At 59.2% G+C, this 17568-nt stretch carries 19 protein-coding genes; 12 read left to right on the forward strand and 7 right to left on the reverse strand.

Annotated elements, in window-relative coordinates; translation table 11 throughout:
• Nucleotides 1-71 precede the first annotated feature (71 nt).
• Nucleotides 72-1499: an acetate metabolism transcriptional regulator RamB gene (gene ramB, locus ACZ6ZO_RS08665; RefSeq protein ID WP_182387072.1), complete on the reverse strand. Its 1428-nt coding sequence runs from the start codon at nt 1497-1499 to the stop codon at nt 72-74.
• Nucleotides 1500-1903: 404 nt separating this feature from the next.
• Between ramB and ACZ6ZO_RS08670 the strand changes: the two genes are divergently transcribed.
• The 6 genes from ACZ6ZO_RS08670 (at nt 1904) to ACZ6ZO_RS08695 (ending at nt 7629) form a co-directional block, all read left to right on the forward strand.
• Nucleotides 1904-2659, forward strand: a complete 756-nt coding sequence (locus ACZ6ZO_RS08670; protein ID WP_182387071.1) for a succinate dehydrogenase cytochrome b subunit — start codon at nt 1904-1906, stop codon at nt 2657-2659.
• Nucleotides 2660-2677: 18 nt separating this feature from the next.
• Entirely contained in the window at nt 2678-4684 is a 2007-nt protein-coding gene (locus ACZ6ZO_RS08675) for a fumarate reductase/succinate dehydrogenase flavoprotein subunit (protein WP_182387070.1), read from the forward strand.
• On the forward strand, nt 4684-5433 hold the full coding sequence (locus tag ACZ6ZO_RS08680) for a succinate dehydrogenase/fumarate reductase iron-sulfur subunit (protein ID WP_182387069.1): 750 nt from the start codon (nt 4684-4686) through the stop codon (nt 5431-5433). Before ACZ6ZO_RS08675 ends, ACZ6ZO_RS08680 begins: the two co-directional genes overlap by 1 nt.
• A gap of 42 nt (nt 5434-5475) precedes the next feature.
• On the forward strand, nt 5476-5820 hold the full coding sequence (locus ACZ6ZO_RS08685; protein WP_182387068.1) for a hypothetical protein: 345 nt from the start codon (nt 5476-5478) through the stop codon (nt 5818-5820).
• A gap of 200 nt (nt 5821-6020) precedes the next feature.
• Nucleotides 6021-7301: a DUF445 domain-containing protein gene (locus tag ACZ6ZO_RS08690; protein ID WP_182387400.1), complete on the forward strand. Its 1281-nt coding sequence runs from the start codon at nt 6021-6023 to the stop codon at nt 7299-7301.
• A gap of 40 nt (nt 7302-7341) precedes the next feature.
• A complete protein-coding gene (locus ACZ6ZO_RS08695; protein ID WP_182387067.1) occupies nt 7342-7629 on the forward strand; it encodes a DUF2516 family protein in 288 nt (95 codons plus the stop codon).
• Between the two features lie 4 nt (nt 7630-7633).
• Here the strand turns inward: ACZ6ZO_RS08695 and purU are convergent, their stop codons facing one another.
• The gene (gene purU / locus ACZ6ZO_RS08700) at nt 7634-8527 is read right to left on the reverse strand and encodes a formyltetrahydrofolate deformylase (RefSeq protein WP_182387066.1); all 894 of its coding nucleotides are present in this window, start codon (nt 8525-8527) and stop codon (nt 7634-7636) included.
• 38 nt (nt 8528-8565) lie between these two features.
• On the opposite strand from purU, the gene deoC reads away from it, so the two are divergent.
• The gene (gene deoC, locus ACZ6ZO_RS08705; RefSeq protein WP_182387065.1) at nt 8566-9198 is read left to right on the forward strand and encodes a deoxyribose-phosphate aldolase; all 633 of its coding nucleotides are present in this window, start codon (nt 8566-8568) and stop codon (nt 9196-9198) included.
• Here deoC and ACZ6ZO_RS08710 read toward each other — a convergent pair.
• The 3 genes from ACZ6ZO_RS08710 to ACZ6ZO_RS08720 are packed head-to-tail and all read right to left on the reverse strand — an operon-like array spanning nt 9195 to nt 11316.
• On the reverse strand, nt 9195-9989 hold the full coding sequence (locus tag ACZ6ZO_RS08710; protein WP_182387064.1) for an LmeA family phospholipid-binding protein: 795 nt from the start codon (nt 9987-9989) through the stop codon (nt 9195-9197). The genes deoC and ACZ6ZO_RS08710 overlap by 4 nt on opposite strands.
• Before the next feature lie 26 nt (nt 9990-10015).
• Entirely contained in the window at nt 10016-10816 is an 801-nt protein-coding gene (locus tag ACZ6ZO_RS08715) for a methyltransferase domain-containing protein (protein WP_182387063.1), read from the reverse strand.
• Nucleotides 10817-10830: 14 nt separating this feature from the next.
• Nucleotides 10831-11316 carry a DUF2505 domain-containing protein gene (locus ACZ6ZO_RS08720; protein WP_182387062.1) on the reverse strand — a complete coding sequence of 162 codons (486 nt, stop codon included), beginning with the start codon at nt 11314-11316 and terminating at the stop codon, nt 10831-10833.
• 35 nt (nt 11317-11351) lie between these two features.
• Here ACZ6ZO_RS08720 and ACZ6ZO_RS08725 point away from each other — a divergent pair, with 35 nt between their 5' ends.
• Nucleotides 11352-12461 (forward strand): UDP-N-acetylmuramate dehydrogenase, encoded by a 1110-nt coding sequence (locus tag ACZ6ZO_RS08725; RefSeq protein ID WP_407926303.1) that lies wholly within the window; start codon nt 11352-11354, stop codon nt 12459-12461.
• On the forward strand, nt 12451-13146 hold the full coding sequence (locus tag ACZ6ZO_RS08730) for a metal-dependent transcriptional regulator (RefSeq protein WP_182387060.1): 696 nt from the start codon (nt 12451-12453) through the stop codon (nt 13144-13146). The genes ACZ6ZO_RS08725 and ACZ6ZO_RS08730 overlap by 11 nt, the downstream gene beginning before the upstream one ends.
• Here ACZ6ZO_RS08730 and ACZ6ZO_RS08735 read toward each other — a convergent pair.
• The gene (locus ACZ6ZO_RS08735; protein ID WP_182387059.1) at nt 13102-13668 is read right to left on the reverse strand and encodes a hypothetical protein; all 567 of its coding nucleotides are present in this window, start codon (nt 13666-13668) and stop codon (nt 13102-13104) included. The genes ACZ6ZO_RS08730 and ACZ6ZO_RS08735 overlap by 45 nt on opposite strands.
• A 112-nt stretch (nt 13669-13780) precedes the next feature.
• Between ACZ6ZO_RS08735 and nrdI the strand changes: the two genes are divergently transcribed.
• From nrdI to ACZ6ZO_RS08750, 3 genes are read left to right on the forward strand one after another with little or no spacing between them, the layout of a single operon-like run.
• Complete coding sequence (nrdI, locus tag ACZ6ZO_RS08740) at nt 13781-14215, forward strand: class Ib ribonucleoside-diphosphate reductase assembly flavoprotein NrdI (RefSeq protein ID WP_182387058.1); 435 nt, start codon at nt 13781-13783, stop codon at nt 14213-14215.
• A 14-nt stretch (nt 14216-14229) separates the two neighbouring features.
• The gene (gene nrdF, locus ACZ6ZO_RS08745) at nt 14230-15228 is read left to right on the forward strand and encodes a class 1b ribonucleoside-diphosphate reductase subunit beta (protein ID WP_407926281.1); all 999 of its coding nucleotides are present in this window, start codon (nt 14230-14232) and stop codon (nt 15226-15228) included.
• A gap of 29 nt (nt 15229-15257) precedes the next feature.
• Nucleotides 15258-15833 carry an NADPH-dependent FMN reductase gene (locus ACZ6ZO_RS08750; protein WP_182387057.1) on the forward strand — a complete coding sequence of 192 codons (576 nt, stop codon included), beginning with the start codon at nt 15258-15260 and terminating at the stop codon, nt 15831-15833.
• On the opposite strand, the gene ACZ6ZO_RS08755 is transcribed toward ACZ6ZO_RS08750, so the two are convergent.
• Nucleotides 15808-17517: a long-chain-fatty-acid--CoA ligase gene (locus ACZ6ZO_RS08755; protein WP_182387056.1), complete on the reverse strand. Its 1710-nt coding sequence runs from the start codon at nt 17515-17517 to the stop codon at nt 15808-15810. The genes ACZ6ZO_RS08750 and ACZ6ZO_RS08755 overlap by 26 nt on opposite strands.
• Between the last annotated feature and the right edge of the window lie 51 nt (nt 17518-17568).

Here is a 17568-nt window from a genome sequence, read left to right on the forward strand (position 1 = left end):
GTGAATTTCTGGCTCGAAATGACCAAAAACCACCCCCGTTCTGGCCAATCGGAATCAGAAATCCGTCCTGGTTAGTAAGGCGCCACCGTGGACTCGTGTGCGTCGATGTGAATGTTGCGGTGCACCGGCGGGAAGGCGCGTTGGGCGCAGTTGTCTCGGGTACACACGCGGCAGCCAGCTCCGATGGGGGTTGCTGCGTTCATGTCTTCTAGGTCGAGTCCTTCGGAGTAGATGGTGCGGTCGGCGTGGCGTGCTTCGCAGCCGAGACCAATGGCGAAGAGTTTCCCGGGTTCGCCGTAGCGTCCGCGGTGGTGTCGGACGGTTCGGGATACCCACATGTAGTTGCGGCCATCAGGCATTTGGGCGAGTTGTCGCATGATGGTGCCGGGGTTGGTGAATGTTTCGTAGACATTCCAGAGTGGGCAGGTGCCGCCGGAGTGGGTGAAGTGGAATCCGGTGGCGGATTGGCGTTTGGACATGTTGCCGGCGCGGTCTACGCGGACGAAGGTGAAGGGGATGCCGCGGAGTTGGGGGCGTTGCAGGGTGGAGAGTCGGTGACAGGTGGTTTCGTAGCCGACACCGTAGAGCTGGCAGAGGTATTCGATGTCGTAGCGTGATTTTTCGGAGTCGTTGTGGAAGCTGCGGTAGGGGAGCATGAGTGCGGCTGCGAAGTATTGTGCGACGCCGCGCATGGCTAGTTCGTAGGATTCGGGCGAGGTGAAGTGACCTTCGTCGACATAGGACTTGATCACGGCGTGTGCTTCGAGGTGGCCAAGCTCAGATGCCATACGGAAGGCGCGCTGGCCGGGGTCGAGGCGGGTGGACAGGGTGAGGTCCCGGGTGTCGGGGTCATAGCGGTGCAGGATGCCACCGACTTCACTGGCCGAGTGGATGTTCACCCCGTGGACGGTGCGCAAGCGGTGCGCGATGGAGTCTTCGGTGGCGCGGATGTCGTTGGGGCCGATGCTCAGTTCGTTGGCGATGCGTTCAGCCTGGGTGTCGACCCCGTCGAGGTAGTTTTGGCGGGCGTAGAAAAAGTCGCGAACCTCTTCGTGTGGCATGGAGAGCGCTTGCGAAGCGGAAGTTGGGGCGTCGGGCGTGGGCGAATGGCGCGTATCGACGGCCAGGTTCAACTTATCTCGGACGTTTCGGTAACGCCGGTGCATATCTACCATGGCGCGGGCAAGGGTGGGGTGATTGTAGACCATCTCCGAGATCTCTTGCAGTTCGACGGAGGTGGGGCAGATCTCCTTATCCAGGACGACGTCTTGAACTTCGGCGAGCAACCGGGAGTCATCATCGCGGGAGAAGAAGGTTGCGTCAACACCAAAAGATTCGGTGATGCGAAGCAACACGGGGACGGTGAGTGGGCGCACGTCGTGCTCGATCTGGTTGACGTAACTAGCAGAGAGGCCGAGGGTCGCGGCTAGCGAAGCCTGGCTTAAGTCACGCTCACGGCGCAATTGGCGAAGGCGTGAGCCCACATATGTCTTTCCCATGTGAACACCATAGCGTGATGGGAGTCACCTTTGCATGAAAACTTCACAAGTTTTTACAAAGCTAATTCTGCAATTAGCTAAAGTAACAAAGCTCCTGCTAGAAAAGGGAATTAGCGAGCGAAATTGTTGCTAAATTCGCAAGCGCTTTAATCAATCTTTCGATTGATCTAAAAAAGGGGGAGTGTGATGTCCGAAATGGCAGCGTGTGATCAAGCGCACAGTTTATTGAAAACGTGCAGCATGGTTACCGTTGTTACTGGTGGGACTAGTTAATTACATGGTTCCCGCCTGGGAAAAACCTGCCAATAATTGGCCATTCATGAGTGCTCGAAGTCACATGGGTGGTTGTTGAGTGGTTCTTTCGGGGCGCCAGGTCGTAAAGTAGTAGCGACACTGGAGGTGCCATGACTGTTAAATTTGATGACCGTGACGCAGTCGCTCACGGCAAGATTACTGAAAAGCCGCTACGTGAGCGGCCATCCTATCCAACTTGGGCGCTCAAGCTGACCATGGCGGTCACGGGCGTGATTTTCGGACTGTTCGTACTGGTCCACATGATCGGTAACCTGAAGATCTTCCTGCCGGATCACGGCGAAGAGAAGGCTATCGACGTCTACGCAGAGTTCCTGCGCACCGTTGGTGAGCCACTATTCCCTCGCGAGGGTATTCTGTGGATCTTCCGCATCGTGCTGCTGGTATGCCTTGTACTTCACGTATACGGCGCATTTGCGCTCGTTGGCCGTGCAAAGCAGTCCCGAGGCAAGTTCAAGCGCACCAACCTCATCGGTGGTCTGAACTCTTTCACCGCGCGCTCCATGATCGTGACCGGCGTGGTGCTGCTGCTGTTCATCATCTTCCACATCCTGGATCTCACCCTTGGTGCAGCCCCAGCTGCATCTGATTCCTTCGAGCACGGCGCTGCTTACGCTAACCTGATCGCGTCCTTTAGCCGCCCAGGTGTAGCGATCTTCTACATCGTCGCCATGCTGATCCTGTTCCTGCACCTGTCTCACGGTCTGTGGACCGCAGTGAGCGACCTCGGCATCACCGGAAAGCGCTGGCGCGCCGTGCTGCTCTTCGTTGCTTACCTGATCCCAGCTGCAGTGCTTGTGGGCAACAGCATCATTCCTCTGGCCGTTCTCTTTGGCTGGATTAGCTAGGTCGGAAGGTAAGAATTAATGAGCACTCATAACGAAACCGCACCGAAGCCAGAGTTCAACGCTCCTGCTTCCGTTGTCCCTGGTGTTTCCATCGGCTCCGTGCTGGAATCCGCTCTTCCTGAGGGTGTTTCCTACAAGGATGCATGGGAATACCAGAAGGATCACTACGATCTCGTTTCCCCGCTGAACCGCCGTAAGTTCCGCATCCTCGTCATCGGTACCGGTCTGTCCGGTGGTGGCGCTGCTGCAGCTCTCGGTGAGCTCGGCTACGACGTTAAGGTCTTCACCTACCACGATGCCCCACGCCGTGCACACTCCATTGCTGCACAGGGTGGCGTCAACTCCGCTCGTGGTAAGAAGGTCGACAACGACGGCGCATACCGCCACGTCAAGGACACCGTCAAGGGCGGCGACTACCGCTCCCGTGAGGCTGACTGCTGGCGTCTGGCCGTAGAATCCGTCCGTGTTATCGACCACATGAACGCCATTGGCGCACCATTCGCTCGCGAATACGGCGGCACCCTTGCCACCCGTTCCTTCGGTGGTGTGCAGGTTTCCCGTACTTACTACACCCGTGGTCAGACAGGCCAGCAGCTGCAGCTGTCTTGTGCAGCAGCGCTGCAGCGCCAGATCCACAAGAAGTCCGTTGAAATCTTCACCCACAACGAAATGGTTGACCTGATCATCAACGAAGTTGATGGCCAGAAGGTCTGCCAGGGCGTGATCATGCGTAACCTGATCACCGGTGAGCTCAAGGCTCACACCGGCCACGCTGTTGTGCTGGCCACCGGTGGCTACGGCAACGTGTACTACATGTCCACGCTGGCGAAGAACTCCAACGCTTCCGCCATCATGCGTGCTTACGAGCGCGGCGCATACCTCGCATCGCCGTCCTTCATTCAGTTCCACCCAACCGGCCTGCCGGTTAACTCTGAATGGCAGTCGAAGACGATTCTGATGTCTGAGTCGTTGCGTAACGACGGCCGTATTTGGTCTCCTAAGAAGCCAAAGGACGATCGTCCAGGCAACGACATCCCTGAGGAAGAGCGCGATTACTTCCTGGAGCGTCGTTACCCAGCGTTCGGTAACCTCGTGCCTCGTGACGTCGCATCCCGTGGTATTTCCCAGCAGATCAACGCAGGCCTGGGCGTCGGCCCGCTGCACAACTCTGTGTACCTCGACTTCCGCGACGCTATCCAGCGCCTCGGTGAGGATGTTATCCGTGAGCGTTACTCCAACCTCTTCGAGATGTACGAAGACGCCATCGGTGAGAACCCATACAAGGTTCCGATGCGTATCGCACCGACCTGCCACTTCACCATGGGTGGTCTGTGGACCGACTTCAACGAGATGACGTCCATCCCAGGTCTGTTCGCTGCCGGCGAGTGCTCCTGGACCTACCACGGCGCAAACCGACTCGGCGCAAACTCCCTGCTGTCCGCATCCGTTGACGGCTGGTTCACCCTGCCATTCTCCGTGCCTAACTACCTGGCTAAGCACCTCAACGAGCCACGCCTCGCCGAGGACAGCCCAGCTGCAGTGAAGGCACTGCAGGAAGCTCAGGCTCGCATCGACAAGCTGATGAGCATCAACGGTGAGCACGGCCCTGAGTTCTTCCACCGTCAGCTCGGCGATATCCTCTACTTCTCCTGTGGTGTTGCCCGCAACATCGAGGACCTGAAGAAGGGCATCGAGGACATCCGCAAGCTGCGCAAGGAATTCTGGTCCAACCTGCGCATCACCGGTAGCCCAGAAGAGATGAACCAGGTTCTGGAGTACGCCAACCGCGTGGCCGACTACATCGACCTCGGCGAACTCATGTGTGTCGACGCGCTCGACCGCGATGAGTCCTGTGGTGCGCACTTCCGTGACGACCACCTTTCCGAAGAAGGCGAAGCAGAACGCGACGACGCCAACTGGTGCTTCGTTTCTGCATGGGAGCCAGCAGGCGAAGACAAGTTCATCCGCCACGCTGAGCCTCTCTACTTCGAAGCCGTCCCGCTGATGACAAGGAATTACAAGTAATGAAACTGACTCTTGAAATTTGGCGTCAGGCTGGACCAAACACCGAAGGTCACTTCGAGACTGTCCAGGTCCCAGACGCAGTTGAGCAGATGTCCATCCTCGAGCTTCTCGACCACGTCAACGAAGGCATGATCGAGGCTGGCAAGGAGCCATTCGCATTCGCCTCTGACTGCCGCGAGGGCATCTGTGGTACCTGTGGCCTCAACGTCAACGGTCGCCCACACGGTGCAGACAAGAACAAGCCAGCCTGCCAGCAGCGCCTGGTGAGCTACAACGACGGTGACACTCTCAAGATCGAACCACTGCGCAGCGCAGCGTTCCCTGTCATCAAGGACATGGTCGTCGACCGCTCCGCTCTGGACCGCGTCATGCAGCAGGGTGGCTACGTCTCCGTTGACGCTGGTACCGCTCCAGATGCAGACACCCTGCACATGAACCACCAGACCGCTGAGCTGGCTCTGGACCACGCAGCCTGCATCGGCTGTGGCGCATGTGTGGCTGCCTGCCCTAACGGCGCGGCACACCTGTTCACCGGTGCAAAGCTCGTTCACCTCTCCCTCATGCCAATGGGCAAGGAAGAGCGTGGCAAGCGTGCCCGTCAGATGGTTGACCAAGTGGAAACCACCTTCGGTCCATGTTCCCTCTACGGCGAGTGTGCTGACGTCTGCCCAGCTGGTATCCCATTGACCGCAGTTGCTGCGATCAACAAGGAGAGGGCTCGTGCTTTCTTCTCTGCAAAGGACCACTAAGCTGTAAGTAATTGCAGCTTTTGAGAAAGGCGACTAGCTAACATGAACGACAGCAAAGCTCTCCAGGATTTCCCTGTATACGAGGGAACCATCGAGGCCAACTACGTTGAGGGTTACCACCCTGTGAGCTACGAGGCACCACACTCCTCCTTGCTCCGTTCCTCCACGTGGATCGGCATGGGCCTGGTTTTGGCTTCTCTCGCTGGTTTCGGCATCCTGATCTTCGGGTTCGGCGCTAAGACTGTTGGATCTCAGGAAAACTGGGACCTCTACGCCGTGGTCGGTGGCGTTCTCGCCGTCGTCTTCCTCGTGGCAGGATTCGGCGCGATTTTTGCTGGCCGCAGCGAGCTCCGTAAGTGGCGTGCCCGCACTGGTCGAAACGACTAGTTAACCACCCCGCTCACAGCCCCGTCTGCTCACCTGAAAGGGTGAGTTGGCGGGGCTGCTTTAGTTAGGGCAGAAAGGAAAATCGAGCGTACGGATGGGACGAAAACTGCCGTAAAAATCCCATCGGTACGCTAAATTCCCATGGTCTTCATCACTGATGGCGTCGATAAGCGATAATGGCAGTTATGTCTACATCAACCATGCCCACCCCGGCCGATGAAGCAGAGCGCCGCGTCGCCCTGAAACGCCACAAGTTCCTCGCTACAGCATTGCTAGGCGTCGCGGCAGTGATTTTCCTGAGCTGTCGTTACGCTGAGGCACGGCTCGGGATCACCGGCGCATGGATCGGATATGTGCGGGCTGCTGCCGAAGCGGGAATGGTCGGTGGCCTTGCAGACTGGTTTGCTGTCACCGCACTGTTTAAACATCCGATGGGGCTCAAGATTCCGCACACGGCGATCGTGAAGCGGAAAAAGGATCAAGTTGGCGTAGCGATGTCGGACTTCATCAGCTCCAACTTCCTCAACGCTGAGCTCATCACAGAAAAAGTGCGCGAGTTTGGCATCCCGGAAAAGCTCGCGAGCTGGCTCGTGGATCCAGCGAATGCTGACAAGGTTTCTGCTGAAGCCGGTCGTCTCACCGTCAACGTGGTACGTGCGATGGATCCAGCGGACGCGGAACAGCTTATTAAGACGGTGTTGGTGGATAAAGCGGCAGAGCCGCGGTGGGGGCCTCCGCTGGGCAAGTTGCTGGAACAACTCATCGAGGACGGTAAAACTGAACCACTCGTGGAAGAAACCGTGCGTTGGGTGCACCGCAAAGTCACAGACAACCAGGCGTTCATTGTGGAAATGGTGGACGAACGGCTGCCCCGTTGGGCCCCGAGGTTTGTTCATGATCTAGTGGGTGACAAGGTGTACCGGGAGGCAGTGGAGTGGACCTCCGCCGTCGCACACAACCCCGACCATGAGGCGCGCCAGGCCTTGCGGGACTTCATCGATCGCTTGGCTCACGACCTGCAGCACGACGAGGTCATGATCGCTAGGGTCGAGGACTGGAAGCACGACGTGATGGGGTCACGCCCTGTCCTGAACGCGCCACAGCAACTGTGGGCGGCAACCTCTCGGGGCATCATCGCAGCTGCCTCTGACCCGGAGTCGCCCCTGCGCACTAAGATCGCCGAGTCGGCGGTGGTGTGGGGCAACAACCTGCGGGATGACTCGGACCTGAGGCAGTCTTTGGACCGACGCATTACGGGGGCGACGCGCTTCCTGGCGGACAACTACGCTCCAGCGGTAGCCGAGATCATTTCAGAGACCGTGGCCCGCTGGGATGCAGAAGAAGCAGCCGATAAGATTGAGCTGATGGTGGGCAAAGACCTGCAGTACATCAGGCTGAACGGCACCATCGTCGGTGCACTCGCTGGTCTTGCTATTTACGCGGTCTCCCAACTGCTGTTTGGTTCAAGCCTGTTAGGATGAGGGATCAGTTGAACGTTGTGACACAGCAAAGGATGAGCCGATGCCAATAACCCCAGATTTCATCTACGCGTGGGTAAATCAACTGCTGTACTGGTTGATGGCTGGCGTGGCCCTGTACGGGGCCGTCCTTGTTGCCGCTACCCGTGAGGATGCGTTTTCCGCGGCGGATCGCCAGGGCAAGTGGGTGTGGTGCGCGATCTTGGTCGGTTCGGCATTCGCGATCGCGACCAAGATGATGTTCCTGAGCTGGATCGGATTGGTTGCCGTGGGCGTGTTCTTCTTTGACGTCCGCCCACAGCTCAAAGACATTTTGAGTGGCCGCTGGTAGGAGGTTACACCAGGATCACGGTGTGATTGCCGTGGACCAGCACGCGGTCTTCCAGGTGGAAACGGAGGCCGCGGGCGAGTACCTGCTGTTCCGCGTCACGACCAATGCGCTGCATGTCCGCAGGGGTGTCCTTGTGGGAGATGCGGATGACGTCCTGTTCGATGATGGGGCCATCGTCCAGGTCGGAGGTGGCGTAGTGGCAGGTAGCACCGATGAGTTTCACGCCACGTTGGTACGCCTGGTGGTAGGGGCGAGCGCCCATGAATGATGGCAGGAAGCTGTGGTGGATGTTGATGGCGCGGCCAGCCCACATTTCGCACAGGTCGGCGGGCAGGATCTGCATGAACCGGGCGAGCACGATCGCGTCCGGTTCATGAGCATTGACGATGGCAGCAACCTTGTCGAAGGCCTTCCGCTTGCCGACGGCGTCCTTCGGAAACGGAATGTAGTGGAAATCGATACCGTGAGCTTCGGCAATCGGCCGGAGATTCTCATGGTTACCAATGACGGCGGCAACTTCCATCGGGTAGTCGTTTTGCGCGACGCGGCCGAGGAGATCGTGCAGGCAGTGACCCTCCTTAGACACCAGAATGACGGCCTTCTTGCGGTGGGCGTTATCGTAGAGGCGCCATTCGACATGCTCACCGATGGAATCGGCGATCGCGGCGAAACGTTCCTGGAGCTCCTCGAAGCTGATGCTGATCGAGGACGCGCGCACTGCCTGACGGGTGAAGAACCAGCCGGAATGTGCGTCCGTGAAGTAGTCTGCCTCCACGATCCAGCCACCGAGTTCCTGGATGAATGCGGAAATACGGGCGACGATGCCGGTGGTGTCTTGGCAGCTTAAGGTCAGGATGTACTGGTGTTCGTCAGTGTCAGGGAGAGCTACAGGAGTCATGCCTGAATATCTTACTGTGGTGTGAATATAGTGAAGACATGAGTCACGATCTGGCCCCTTTGCTTGAGTACACGCTGTTGGATCCGCTTGCGACGACCCGGGACGTCGCAAAGCTGGCGGAAGACGCCCACGCCCTGGGGGTGCCCACCATCTGTGTGCCGCCACACCTGCTGCACGCCGTCGCCGAGTCGGAGCTGACAGTTGCGACGGTGTGCGGTTTCCCGCACGGCACACACCACCCGCTGATCAAAGCGACGGAGGCGCGGTTCGCGGTGCAAAACGGCGCTACCCATATTGATTTGGTGCCGAATCTCGGGGCGATCAGTAGCGGCGATATGAACCAGCTGCTCTCGGAGATCGTGGCGGTGCGTGAGGCGATCACTGATCATGTCACCCTGAAAGTCATCCTCGAGACGGCGGCGTTTCCGGAAGAGAAGATCGTTATGGCAGCGCAGATCGCGGAAAAGGCAGGCGCTGACTACGTAAAAACCTCCACCGGTTTCCACCCCGCGGGCGGGGCAACGGTGGAGGCAGTGCGTCTGCTCGCTCAAACGGTACGCATCCCGATTAAAGCGTCGGGAGGGATTCGCACCGTGGAGATGTCACGGGAATTGATCGCGGCAGGCGCGAGCAGGCTGGGAGTATCCCGCCCGCGAGACATCCTGGCCTAGCGAGTGTGGGCTCGCTGTTGTTCCTCAAGGCTGCTGAGCGGGACATCGTCGCCCGAGAACCGCAACCGAACGCCATATTCCTCCACTACTACCTCGTCTACTGAAAGGTCAGAAGCGGCTTGGTCTGCTTGCTTCGCTAGCGCCTTAGAGATCGTTTCGGTGATTGACGAGGGAAGGTCCAATCCCAGCAGGTTAGCTTGTTCGGCTTCAAAAATGAGGCCACCGTTGGTGGCGATCGGCCTGAGCGTCAGGGTGGCTGCCCCGTTAGAGAATTCCACTTTCACGGCGTTCTCGGCTGCGACAGCATCGAACTTGGTGATCTTCACCAGGCCATTAATCAGCTGCGATGTGAGATCGTTGCCACTAGCAGCCTTCTGATTCGCCACGCCCGCCTGCGCTTGGGCGAGCAGGAAATCCTCCGGCAGTTCGGTCTCCGCCTCAAGATGCCCAGCGATCGGGTTGTTGCGGTCGGAGATGTTCAGATCGGAAATCATCACATGCGAGGCGGGATCCCCGACGATGCTCGGTGCGCCGTTGGGGCCGTCAGCGATGGTGTACGTTGCCGGGGTACGCATCTCCACCGAAGGAATGACACCGGTCAGCTGCGACAACAGTACCGGGGTGGGGCCGAACTTGATGGATGGCTCTTCTTGAGCCTGCCCAGTGGAGGAGGCGAACTCCTTCTTCATTTGGTCGCTAATTGCCCAGCGCAAGCCGAACTCGGCGGCGATCAGGAGCAGCGCGAGGACGAGCGCGATGGTGATGAATGCTTTCCAGATTTTTTTGGTCACAATCAACCAGTGTGGCAAACGGGACGCTAGTTCGCCACAAAGTCCCACGGCACTGTGATCGTATTGTCACGTATGCGACGCCGGATGGGGGTGTGGGGGATGGCGTCGTCAAGCAGGGCGCGCGCCTCGCGCCAGCGCACCCGGGGGCCGAAGGTGGCGTAGCCGGCGGCGCGGTCCCAGGCGTCGTCGAGGGCGCGTAGCAGGTCATAGATGGCGGTGCCGGGGATGTTGCGGTGGATGAGCTTTTTGGGAAGGCGCTCCGCGAGGTCGCTGGGCTTATCGACGTCCATCGGGTCCCACGCTAACGTGAGCGACCGGGGGCCACTGGAGTCCAGTAACACCCAGCAGGAGCGTCGGCCCAGTTCATCGCAGGTGCCCTCCACAAACAATCCGCCGGGTGCGAGCCGGGAGCAGACCTCGGACCATGCTTCATCCACTTGGGCGACATCGTATTGGCGCAGCACATTAAAGGCGCGGACCAAGTTGGGCTGGTAGCCGGCAAGCTCAAAGCCGCCCAGTTCGAAGGTGACACCATCACGGGGAGGCAACACTCGTTCGGGGTTGATCTCTAGTCCCGTCACGTGGATGTCCGGGCGGATCCGGCGTAGCCAACCGGCCCATTCCACCGTGGTGGTGTGGGAGGCACCGTAGCCAACATCAAGGGCCAGCGGGTGCGCTACATCGAGTGCCGCGTGGATATCCGGGTGGTAGCGCATCCAGCGATCACAGCGCCTGAGCCGGTTGATATTGGTGGTGCCCCGGGTAATAACGCCGATAGGCCGACCTTTGCTCGCGGAAAACCGCAGGTTGTGAGCGTGGTCGGCCATGAGGTACGAGAAGTTTAGAGGTTCTCGGAGATCCACTTTTCGGTCAGGGCAGCCTCGTTAGCGAAGAAATCAACGAGGGCTTCAGCGACCTTAGGCTCAATCGCAGGGCCCATGAATGGGATGTCCACGGTGACTTCGTTGGCGTAGGTCAGGGTGGTGGTCTCCTCGCCGGAGATGGTGATGTCGCCCTTGAAGTCCACTGGGGTGCCCTTGACATCGGCGGTGTAGGATCCGCCGGTGGAACCCAGCTTGACCACGCGCTTGACCTTCAGCGCCTGGGAAATCATTGCTCGTGCTGCCTCTGGCATCAGCTCCTGTGGGAGGATCTCGTAGAGGACAACTTCGACGCTGTCATCAGTCTGGGTGAACTGGTGCACCTCTCCTGGTTCGGTGGAGAAGTTAGCTACGTTGTATGCCCAGTACTCAGCGCTCGAGTATGCCTCAAGCACCTTTGCTGGTGGAAAATTAATAGTTGCGGTGTTCTCACTACGCTTAGCCATGAATACAGACTACCGTTATTGGTGTGCATGACCTACTGCTGACCCAAAAACTCGCCGATATTCGTCCACAGATTGATCGAATTCCCGACCTTGAGCTGGAGGAAACGGCGCTACGTGATCTCACCACCCTGCGCGTGGGGGGCGAGCCACTGCTCACTATGCGCTGCTATTCTCCGGCCGCGGCGGCTTCCGTGGTGACGTTGCTCGATTTCCACAAAGTCCCGCTCCTTATCGTCGGTGGTGGCTCCAACCTCGTGGTGGCCGATGGCGACCTCGACATTGTGGCGGTGGTCTTGGACTTTGACTCCGTTTCCGTGGACCCGGAGAGTGGGCTGGTACATGCGGAGGCTGGTGCGCAGTGGGACGACGTGGTCTCCCTCGCTGTCGGGGCTGGGCTCGGCGGGATTGAATGTCTCTCTGGCATCCCAGGGTCGGCGGGTGCTGTCCCCGTGCAAAATGTGGGGGCGTACGGTGCAGAAATTTCCAGCGTGCTCACTCGGGTCCGGCTGCTGGATCGGGTGAAACGCGAGGTGACGTGGGTACCCGCGGAGGCACTGGAGCTGGGATACCGCTACTCCAACCTGAAATTTACCTCCCGCGCTGTGGTACTGGACATCGAGCTGCAGCTTGACCCTTCCGGGATGTCGGCACCATTGCGGTTTGGTGAACTGGCCCGTCGTTTGGGGGCAAACGGTGCGGGAGAACGTCGTCCAGCAGGCGAGGTACGTGAGGCCGTGCTTGAGCTACGCGCCGGTAAGGGAATGGTGTTGGATTCTGCGGATCATGACACCTGGTCAGCAGGTTCGTTTTTCACTAACCCGGCCGTCGATAATCGCGTGGCTGACTACGTTCGGAACGTGACGGGCGACGACACCATGCCGTGCTACCCGATTGCCGATTCTGACCAATCGAAGCTGTCGGCAGCGTGGCTGATTGAACGCGCCGGGTTCCCCAAGGGATTCCCCGGCGGTGACGCTCCTGCGACACTGTCCACCAAGCACACGCTCGCGCTGACCAACCGGGGTGGCGCTACGGCAGCGGATATCGTGTCGCTTGCGCGAGTGATCCGCGCCGGGGTGGATAAGAAGTTCGGTGTGCTGCTGGAACCGGAGCCGGTGTGGGTGGGGATTCGGATTGACGAATAACAACACACAACCCGTCACTTCCTTGGAGGAGCTATCCGCGAGTCACCAGAATTACGTCAAGGCGCTGTGGGGGCTGCAGGAGTGGTCGGCGGAGCCGGTGACCAAGACGGCGCTGGCGCAGCAGGTGGGGGTGAAGCTGTCCACTGCTTCTGATGCGGTGCGTAAGCTGCAGGAACTCAAGCTGGTGAATGATACCCGCTATGGTGCGGTGACGCTGACGGAAACGGGCCGCCAGCTCGCCATTCAGATGGTGCGACGCCACCGACTCATTGAGGCGTTCCTGGTCAGTGCGCTGGATTTTGAGTGGGATCAGGTACACGCGGAAGCTGAGGTGCTGGAGCACGCGGTGTCCGATTTTTTGGTTGACCGGATTGAGGAGAAGCTGGGGTTCCCGGATCGGGATCCGCATGGTGATCCGATCCCAAGCAGGGATGGTTCGGTTGACCGTTTGGAGGCGGTGGCGCTGTCGGAGGTGCCTGCTGGGAGCGTGGTCACCGTGGAGCGAATCAGTGACGCGGACCCGGCGCTGCTGCGCTATTTTTCGGAGCAGGGAATTGTGGTGGGGGCTGCGCTGACGGTGTCGGAATCCGGGCCGTTTAGTGGTTCGGTTGCGGTGACGGTGGGGGATCGGAACGTGCAGTTAGCGCTGGGGGTCGCCCGTGGGGTGTGGGTGCGCGTCGATTAGCTCGATGGTGTAGCCGGTGAGCCGGCCGGTGAAGCGGAAGTCGGTGGTGTGCGCGTTGTCGCGAAACACCACTTCCACGGTGCCGCAGGAAGGGAGTTGGCGTGCCAGGGGTGAGGTGGCGCTGAAGGTCAGAGTGGAGTCTGTGGTGGCTTCGAGGTAGGGGTCGTGTAGGACAAAGGGGGTTCCGGCGCGGGTTGTTCCTGCGATAAGGGCGCAGTGGGTGTGAAGCAGCGTGCTTAACGACGGCACAATCCGTAACTCCGGTCGCGCAGCCGGGATGTGTTGCTGGGGTACGTGCAGCGGGGGCGGAGGGGCCATGGTTCGGGCGGTGTCCATAAAGTGGTCGAGCTTGGTTGGCGGTTCTGACTGGAGAAACACGTGGAACATGCGAGCGATTCCGTGCAGCGTGGCGGTGGGGTCTGATGCTGAGGTGAGGAGACGGTGGGCGCCTACGAAGTCGCCGTCTCTGAGCTGTTGGAACAAGGTGATGGATTCTAGCCAGGCTCCTTGAGGTTGGGTCACGAAAACTCCTCTGCGATTTTACAAACTACGCCTTGCCGTAGTTAAGTCTACGCAGTACCGTAACACTATCGTTGTGTGAACGCTAGCAAGCTGAAATGAGGAGGCACCACCAGTGCGCACATTCGCGCCCGAGCAATCCCCAGAGATTGTGTATTTCTCCAGCGTTTCGGAGAACACCCATCGCTTTGTTGAGCGGCTCAACCGAACCGCTGCCCGCATTCCTCTGAATGTGAAAACCGAGCCGATGATCGAAGTGTCACGGCCATACGTGCTGGTAGTGCCCACCTACGGCGGTGGAAACCGGCGCCACGCGGTACCAAAACAAGTCATCGCATTTTTAAACAATCCCACCAACCGCAGTCTGCTGCGAGGCGTGATCACCTCCGGAAACACCAACTTCGGTGAGGACTACTGCATTGCTGGCCCCATCATCGCCAGCAAATGTGGTGTCCCAGAGATGTACCGTTTCGAGCTCCTCGGCACCAGGGATGACGTAGAACGCGTGACCCAAGGGCTGGACAAGTACTGGCAAGAACACCCTCGTTAGGAAAGGAAAAATCTGTGCGCGATATGTCGCAATCACCCCCGGGGTTTCGCAAGGATCCCACGGTTCCGCTCCGTCCCATTAACTGGAACCGGATGGACGATGAGAAAGACCTGGAGGTCTGGAACCGACTCACTGCCAACTTTTGGCTGCCGGAGAAAGTTCCGCTGTCCAATGACGTGAAAGACTGGCAGAGCCTGAGTCCCATCGAACAACAACAAACCATCCGGGTGTTCACGGGGCTGACCATGCTCGATACCGTCCAAGCCACAGTGGGAGAAATCTCCCAGATCCAGGACGGGCTCACTGACCACGAGCAAGCGGTGTACACCAACATCGCATTCATGCAGTCGGTGCACGCGCGATCCTACTCCTCGGTGTTTTCCACCCTCACCAGTACTCCGGAGATCGACGCAGCCTACCGCTGGGCGGTGGACAATGACCTGCTGCAGCAGCGGGTGCGCTTGGTCATGCAGTACTACTACGGTGAGGACTCCCTCAAGCGGAAAGTGGCCACCACGCTGCTTTCTTCGCTGCTGCTGTACGCCGGGTTTTATCTCCCCCTGCACTTCGCTGCGCACGGAAAACTGATGAACACCGCGGACATGATCCGGCTGATCCTGCGTGATAAAGCTGTGCACGGCTACTACTCCGGCTACAAGTTCCAGCGCGGTTTGGAGCACCACGGGGAGCACCGGCGCCAGGAACTCGAAGAGTTCACCTTCGATCTGCTGGAACAGCTGTACAACCTCGAGCTGGAGTATTCCCGCGAGCTGTACGAGCCTCTCGGTCTCTACGAGGACGTCGCCGTCTTCGTCCGCTACAACGCGAACAAAGCCCTCATGAACCTAGGCTTCGGGGATCGTTTCGCTGCGGAAGAAACCGAGGTCCGACCGGAGGTGTTGGTGGCGCTCGCCCCTGGGGCAGACGAAAACCATGATTTCTTTTCCGGGTCCGGATCGTCCTACGTCATCGGCCAGGCCGAGATGACGGATGACTCAGACTGGGATTTCTAGTTTCAACCTCTACTCATAGGAGAAAACACATGACCTACACCGTAAGCGTCCTGGTAGGAAGCCTCCGCGCGCAGTCGTACGCGCGCAAGATTGCGAAGAATGCTGTGGCTATGTTCCCGGAGGATTTCACCGCAAACATCGTGGAAATCGGGCAGCTGCCGCTGTACAACTTTGACTACGATGACCCGCAGGTTCCGGAGCCGACGCTCCCGGAGGAGTACACGCAGTTCCGGGAAACCATCAAGGCCTCGGACGGCATCTTGTTTGTCACCTCGGAGAACAACCGCACGATTCCGGCATGTCTGAAGAATGCCATCGACATTGGCTCCAAGCCGAATCACGACGTGGCGTGGAAGAACCGCCCTTGTGGCGTGATTAGTCACTCCGTGGGTCGCATGGGCGGGTATAGCTCCCAGAAAAATCTCCGGCTGGCACTGTCGTATTTTGATATGCCGACGGTGGGCCAACCGGAGGTCTTCCTAGGCAAATCGCCCGAGCTCATCGGGGAGGACGGCACCTTTGCCGTGGCCTCCACCGAGGAATTCGTGCGCGATTACATCACGCGGTTCGCAGACCTGGTTAGGACGCACCGTAGCGCTCGATAAGCTGGTCGCGCACTTCACGACGCCGAATCTTCCCCATCTGGTCCTGTGGCAGATGCTCGAAGTGGTAGAACGTGCGCGGCACCTTGTAGCGGGTGAGTAGCTCACGGCAGTGGGCTTTCAGCCCGTCAGGGTCCATGACTGCGCCTTCAGCCAGCGTGATCGCGGCCACGACATTCTCGGATCCGTCTCCGCGTGGCATACCGACGACGGCGCATCCAGCCACATCAGGGTGAGTGAGAAGAACATCTTCCACTTCCACCGGGTAGACGTTGAAACCGCCGGTGATGATGACTTCCTTGATCCGGGCGACCAGTTTGATGAAGCCGTCAGGTTCCATGATTCCGACATCGCCAGTGCGGTACCAGCCGTCATGGAAGGACTCGGCGGTCGCTTCCGGCTGGTTGAGGTAGCCCTGGAACACCTGTGGCCCCTTGGCTAGCACCTCGCCGGCGACACCGTCGGGCTGGGTTTCATCCAGGTTGTCCGGGTTCGCGATACGGATGAGGGTGTCTGGGAACGGCAACCCGATGTATCCGGGGCGCCGACCGCCGTCCATTGGATTGCCCACGAGGATGGGGGAGCATTCGGTGAGCCCGTAGCCCTCCACCAGGCGGCCGCCGGTGAGGTTCTCCCAGCGCTCCACGATTGCGACCGGTAGCGTCGATGCGCCGGAGAAGGAGTTACGAACACCGGTGATATCCAGGCCGGAGCTTTCCGCAGCCTCGGCGATCTTTTCATACAGCGTCGGCACGCCAGGCAGGAACGATGGCGTGTTCTTCCGCATGATCTTCATGATCAGTTTCAGGTCCGGTGCGGGCAGCAGATTCATCTCGGAGCCACATCGAACAGCGAGCAACACACCCGTGGTGAGCCCGTAGGCGTGGAACATCGGCAGGGCGGAGAGGAACTTTTCGTGGGAATCGCCAAGGCCAGGAACCCACGCGATGGCCTGTTCCAGGTTGGCGGAAAGGTTGCCGTGCGACAGCTGCGCGCCTTTCGGGGTTCCGGTGGTGCCGGAGGTGTAGAGAATCAGCGCGATGGAGTCAGTGGTGACGCACTCCGGCGCAGTCAGGTTCGCGCCATTACCTCCAATTGCATTGCCGATGAGCAGTTCCCATGGCACCGTGTTAGGTGCCTCGCCGGAAAGCTTGTCGCGGGTTTTGCGAAGCGCAGGGATTGGAAGCTGCAGCGCGAGACGCTGCGGGGTCGGCATTGCCTCGATCATGTTGACCGAAACGATGGTTTCCAGCGACGTCGTGCCACGAAGCTTCTCCAACGTGGGAGCTGCCTTGTCCCAAGCGATAGCGATGCGCGCGCCATGATCGTGGAAAGGGTGCTCGAGTTCATGCGCGGTGTACAGCGGGTTGTGCTCCACCACAGTGGCGCCGAGCAGCAACACCGCGTAGAACGCGGCAACATGTTGCGGACAGTTCGGAAGCAGGATGGCGACGCGATCCCCAGGTCGCACACCGAAGGCCTTCAGGCCGGCTGCGGCCCGACGGACCTGGCGATCCAACTCCGCGTAGGTTTGGGTTTTGCCAAAAAAATTGATTGCGACGCGATCCGCATGCTCCTTCACGGAAGCCTGGTAGGAGTCCAGTAGCGTGGTGTCGCCGTAGTCCACCGTGCGTGGCGTCCATTCGGCGTACAGATCGAACCAGGCCCGAGTATCAAAAGCTGACATGCAGTTACCTTTCCAGTTGTTAGTATGGGGAAAGTATAACTGCTACCTGCC

The sequence above is a fragment of the Corynebacterium sp. NPDC104732 genome, from assembly GCF_055583565.1.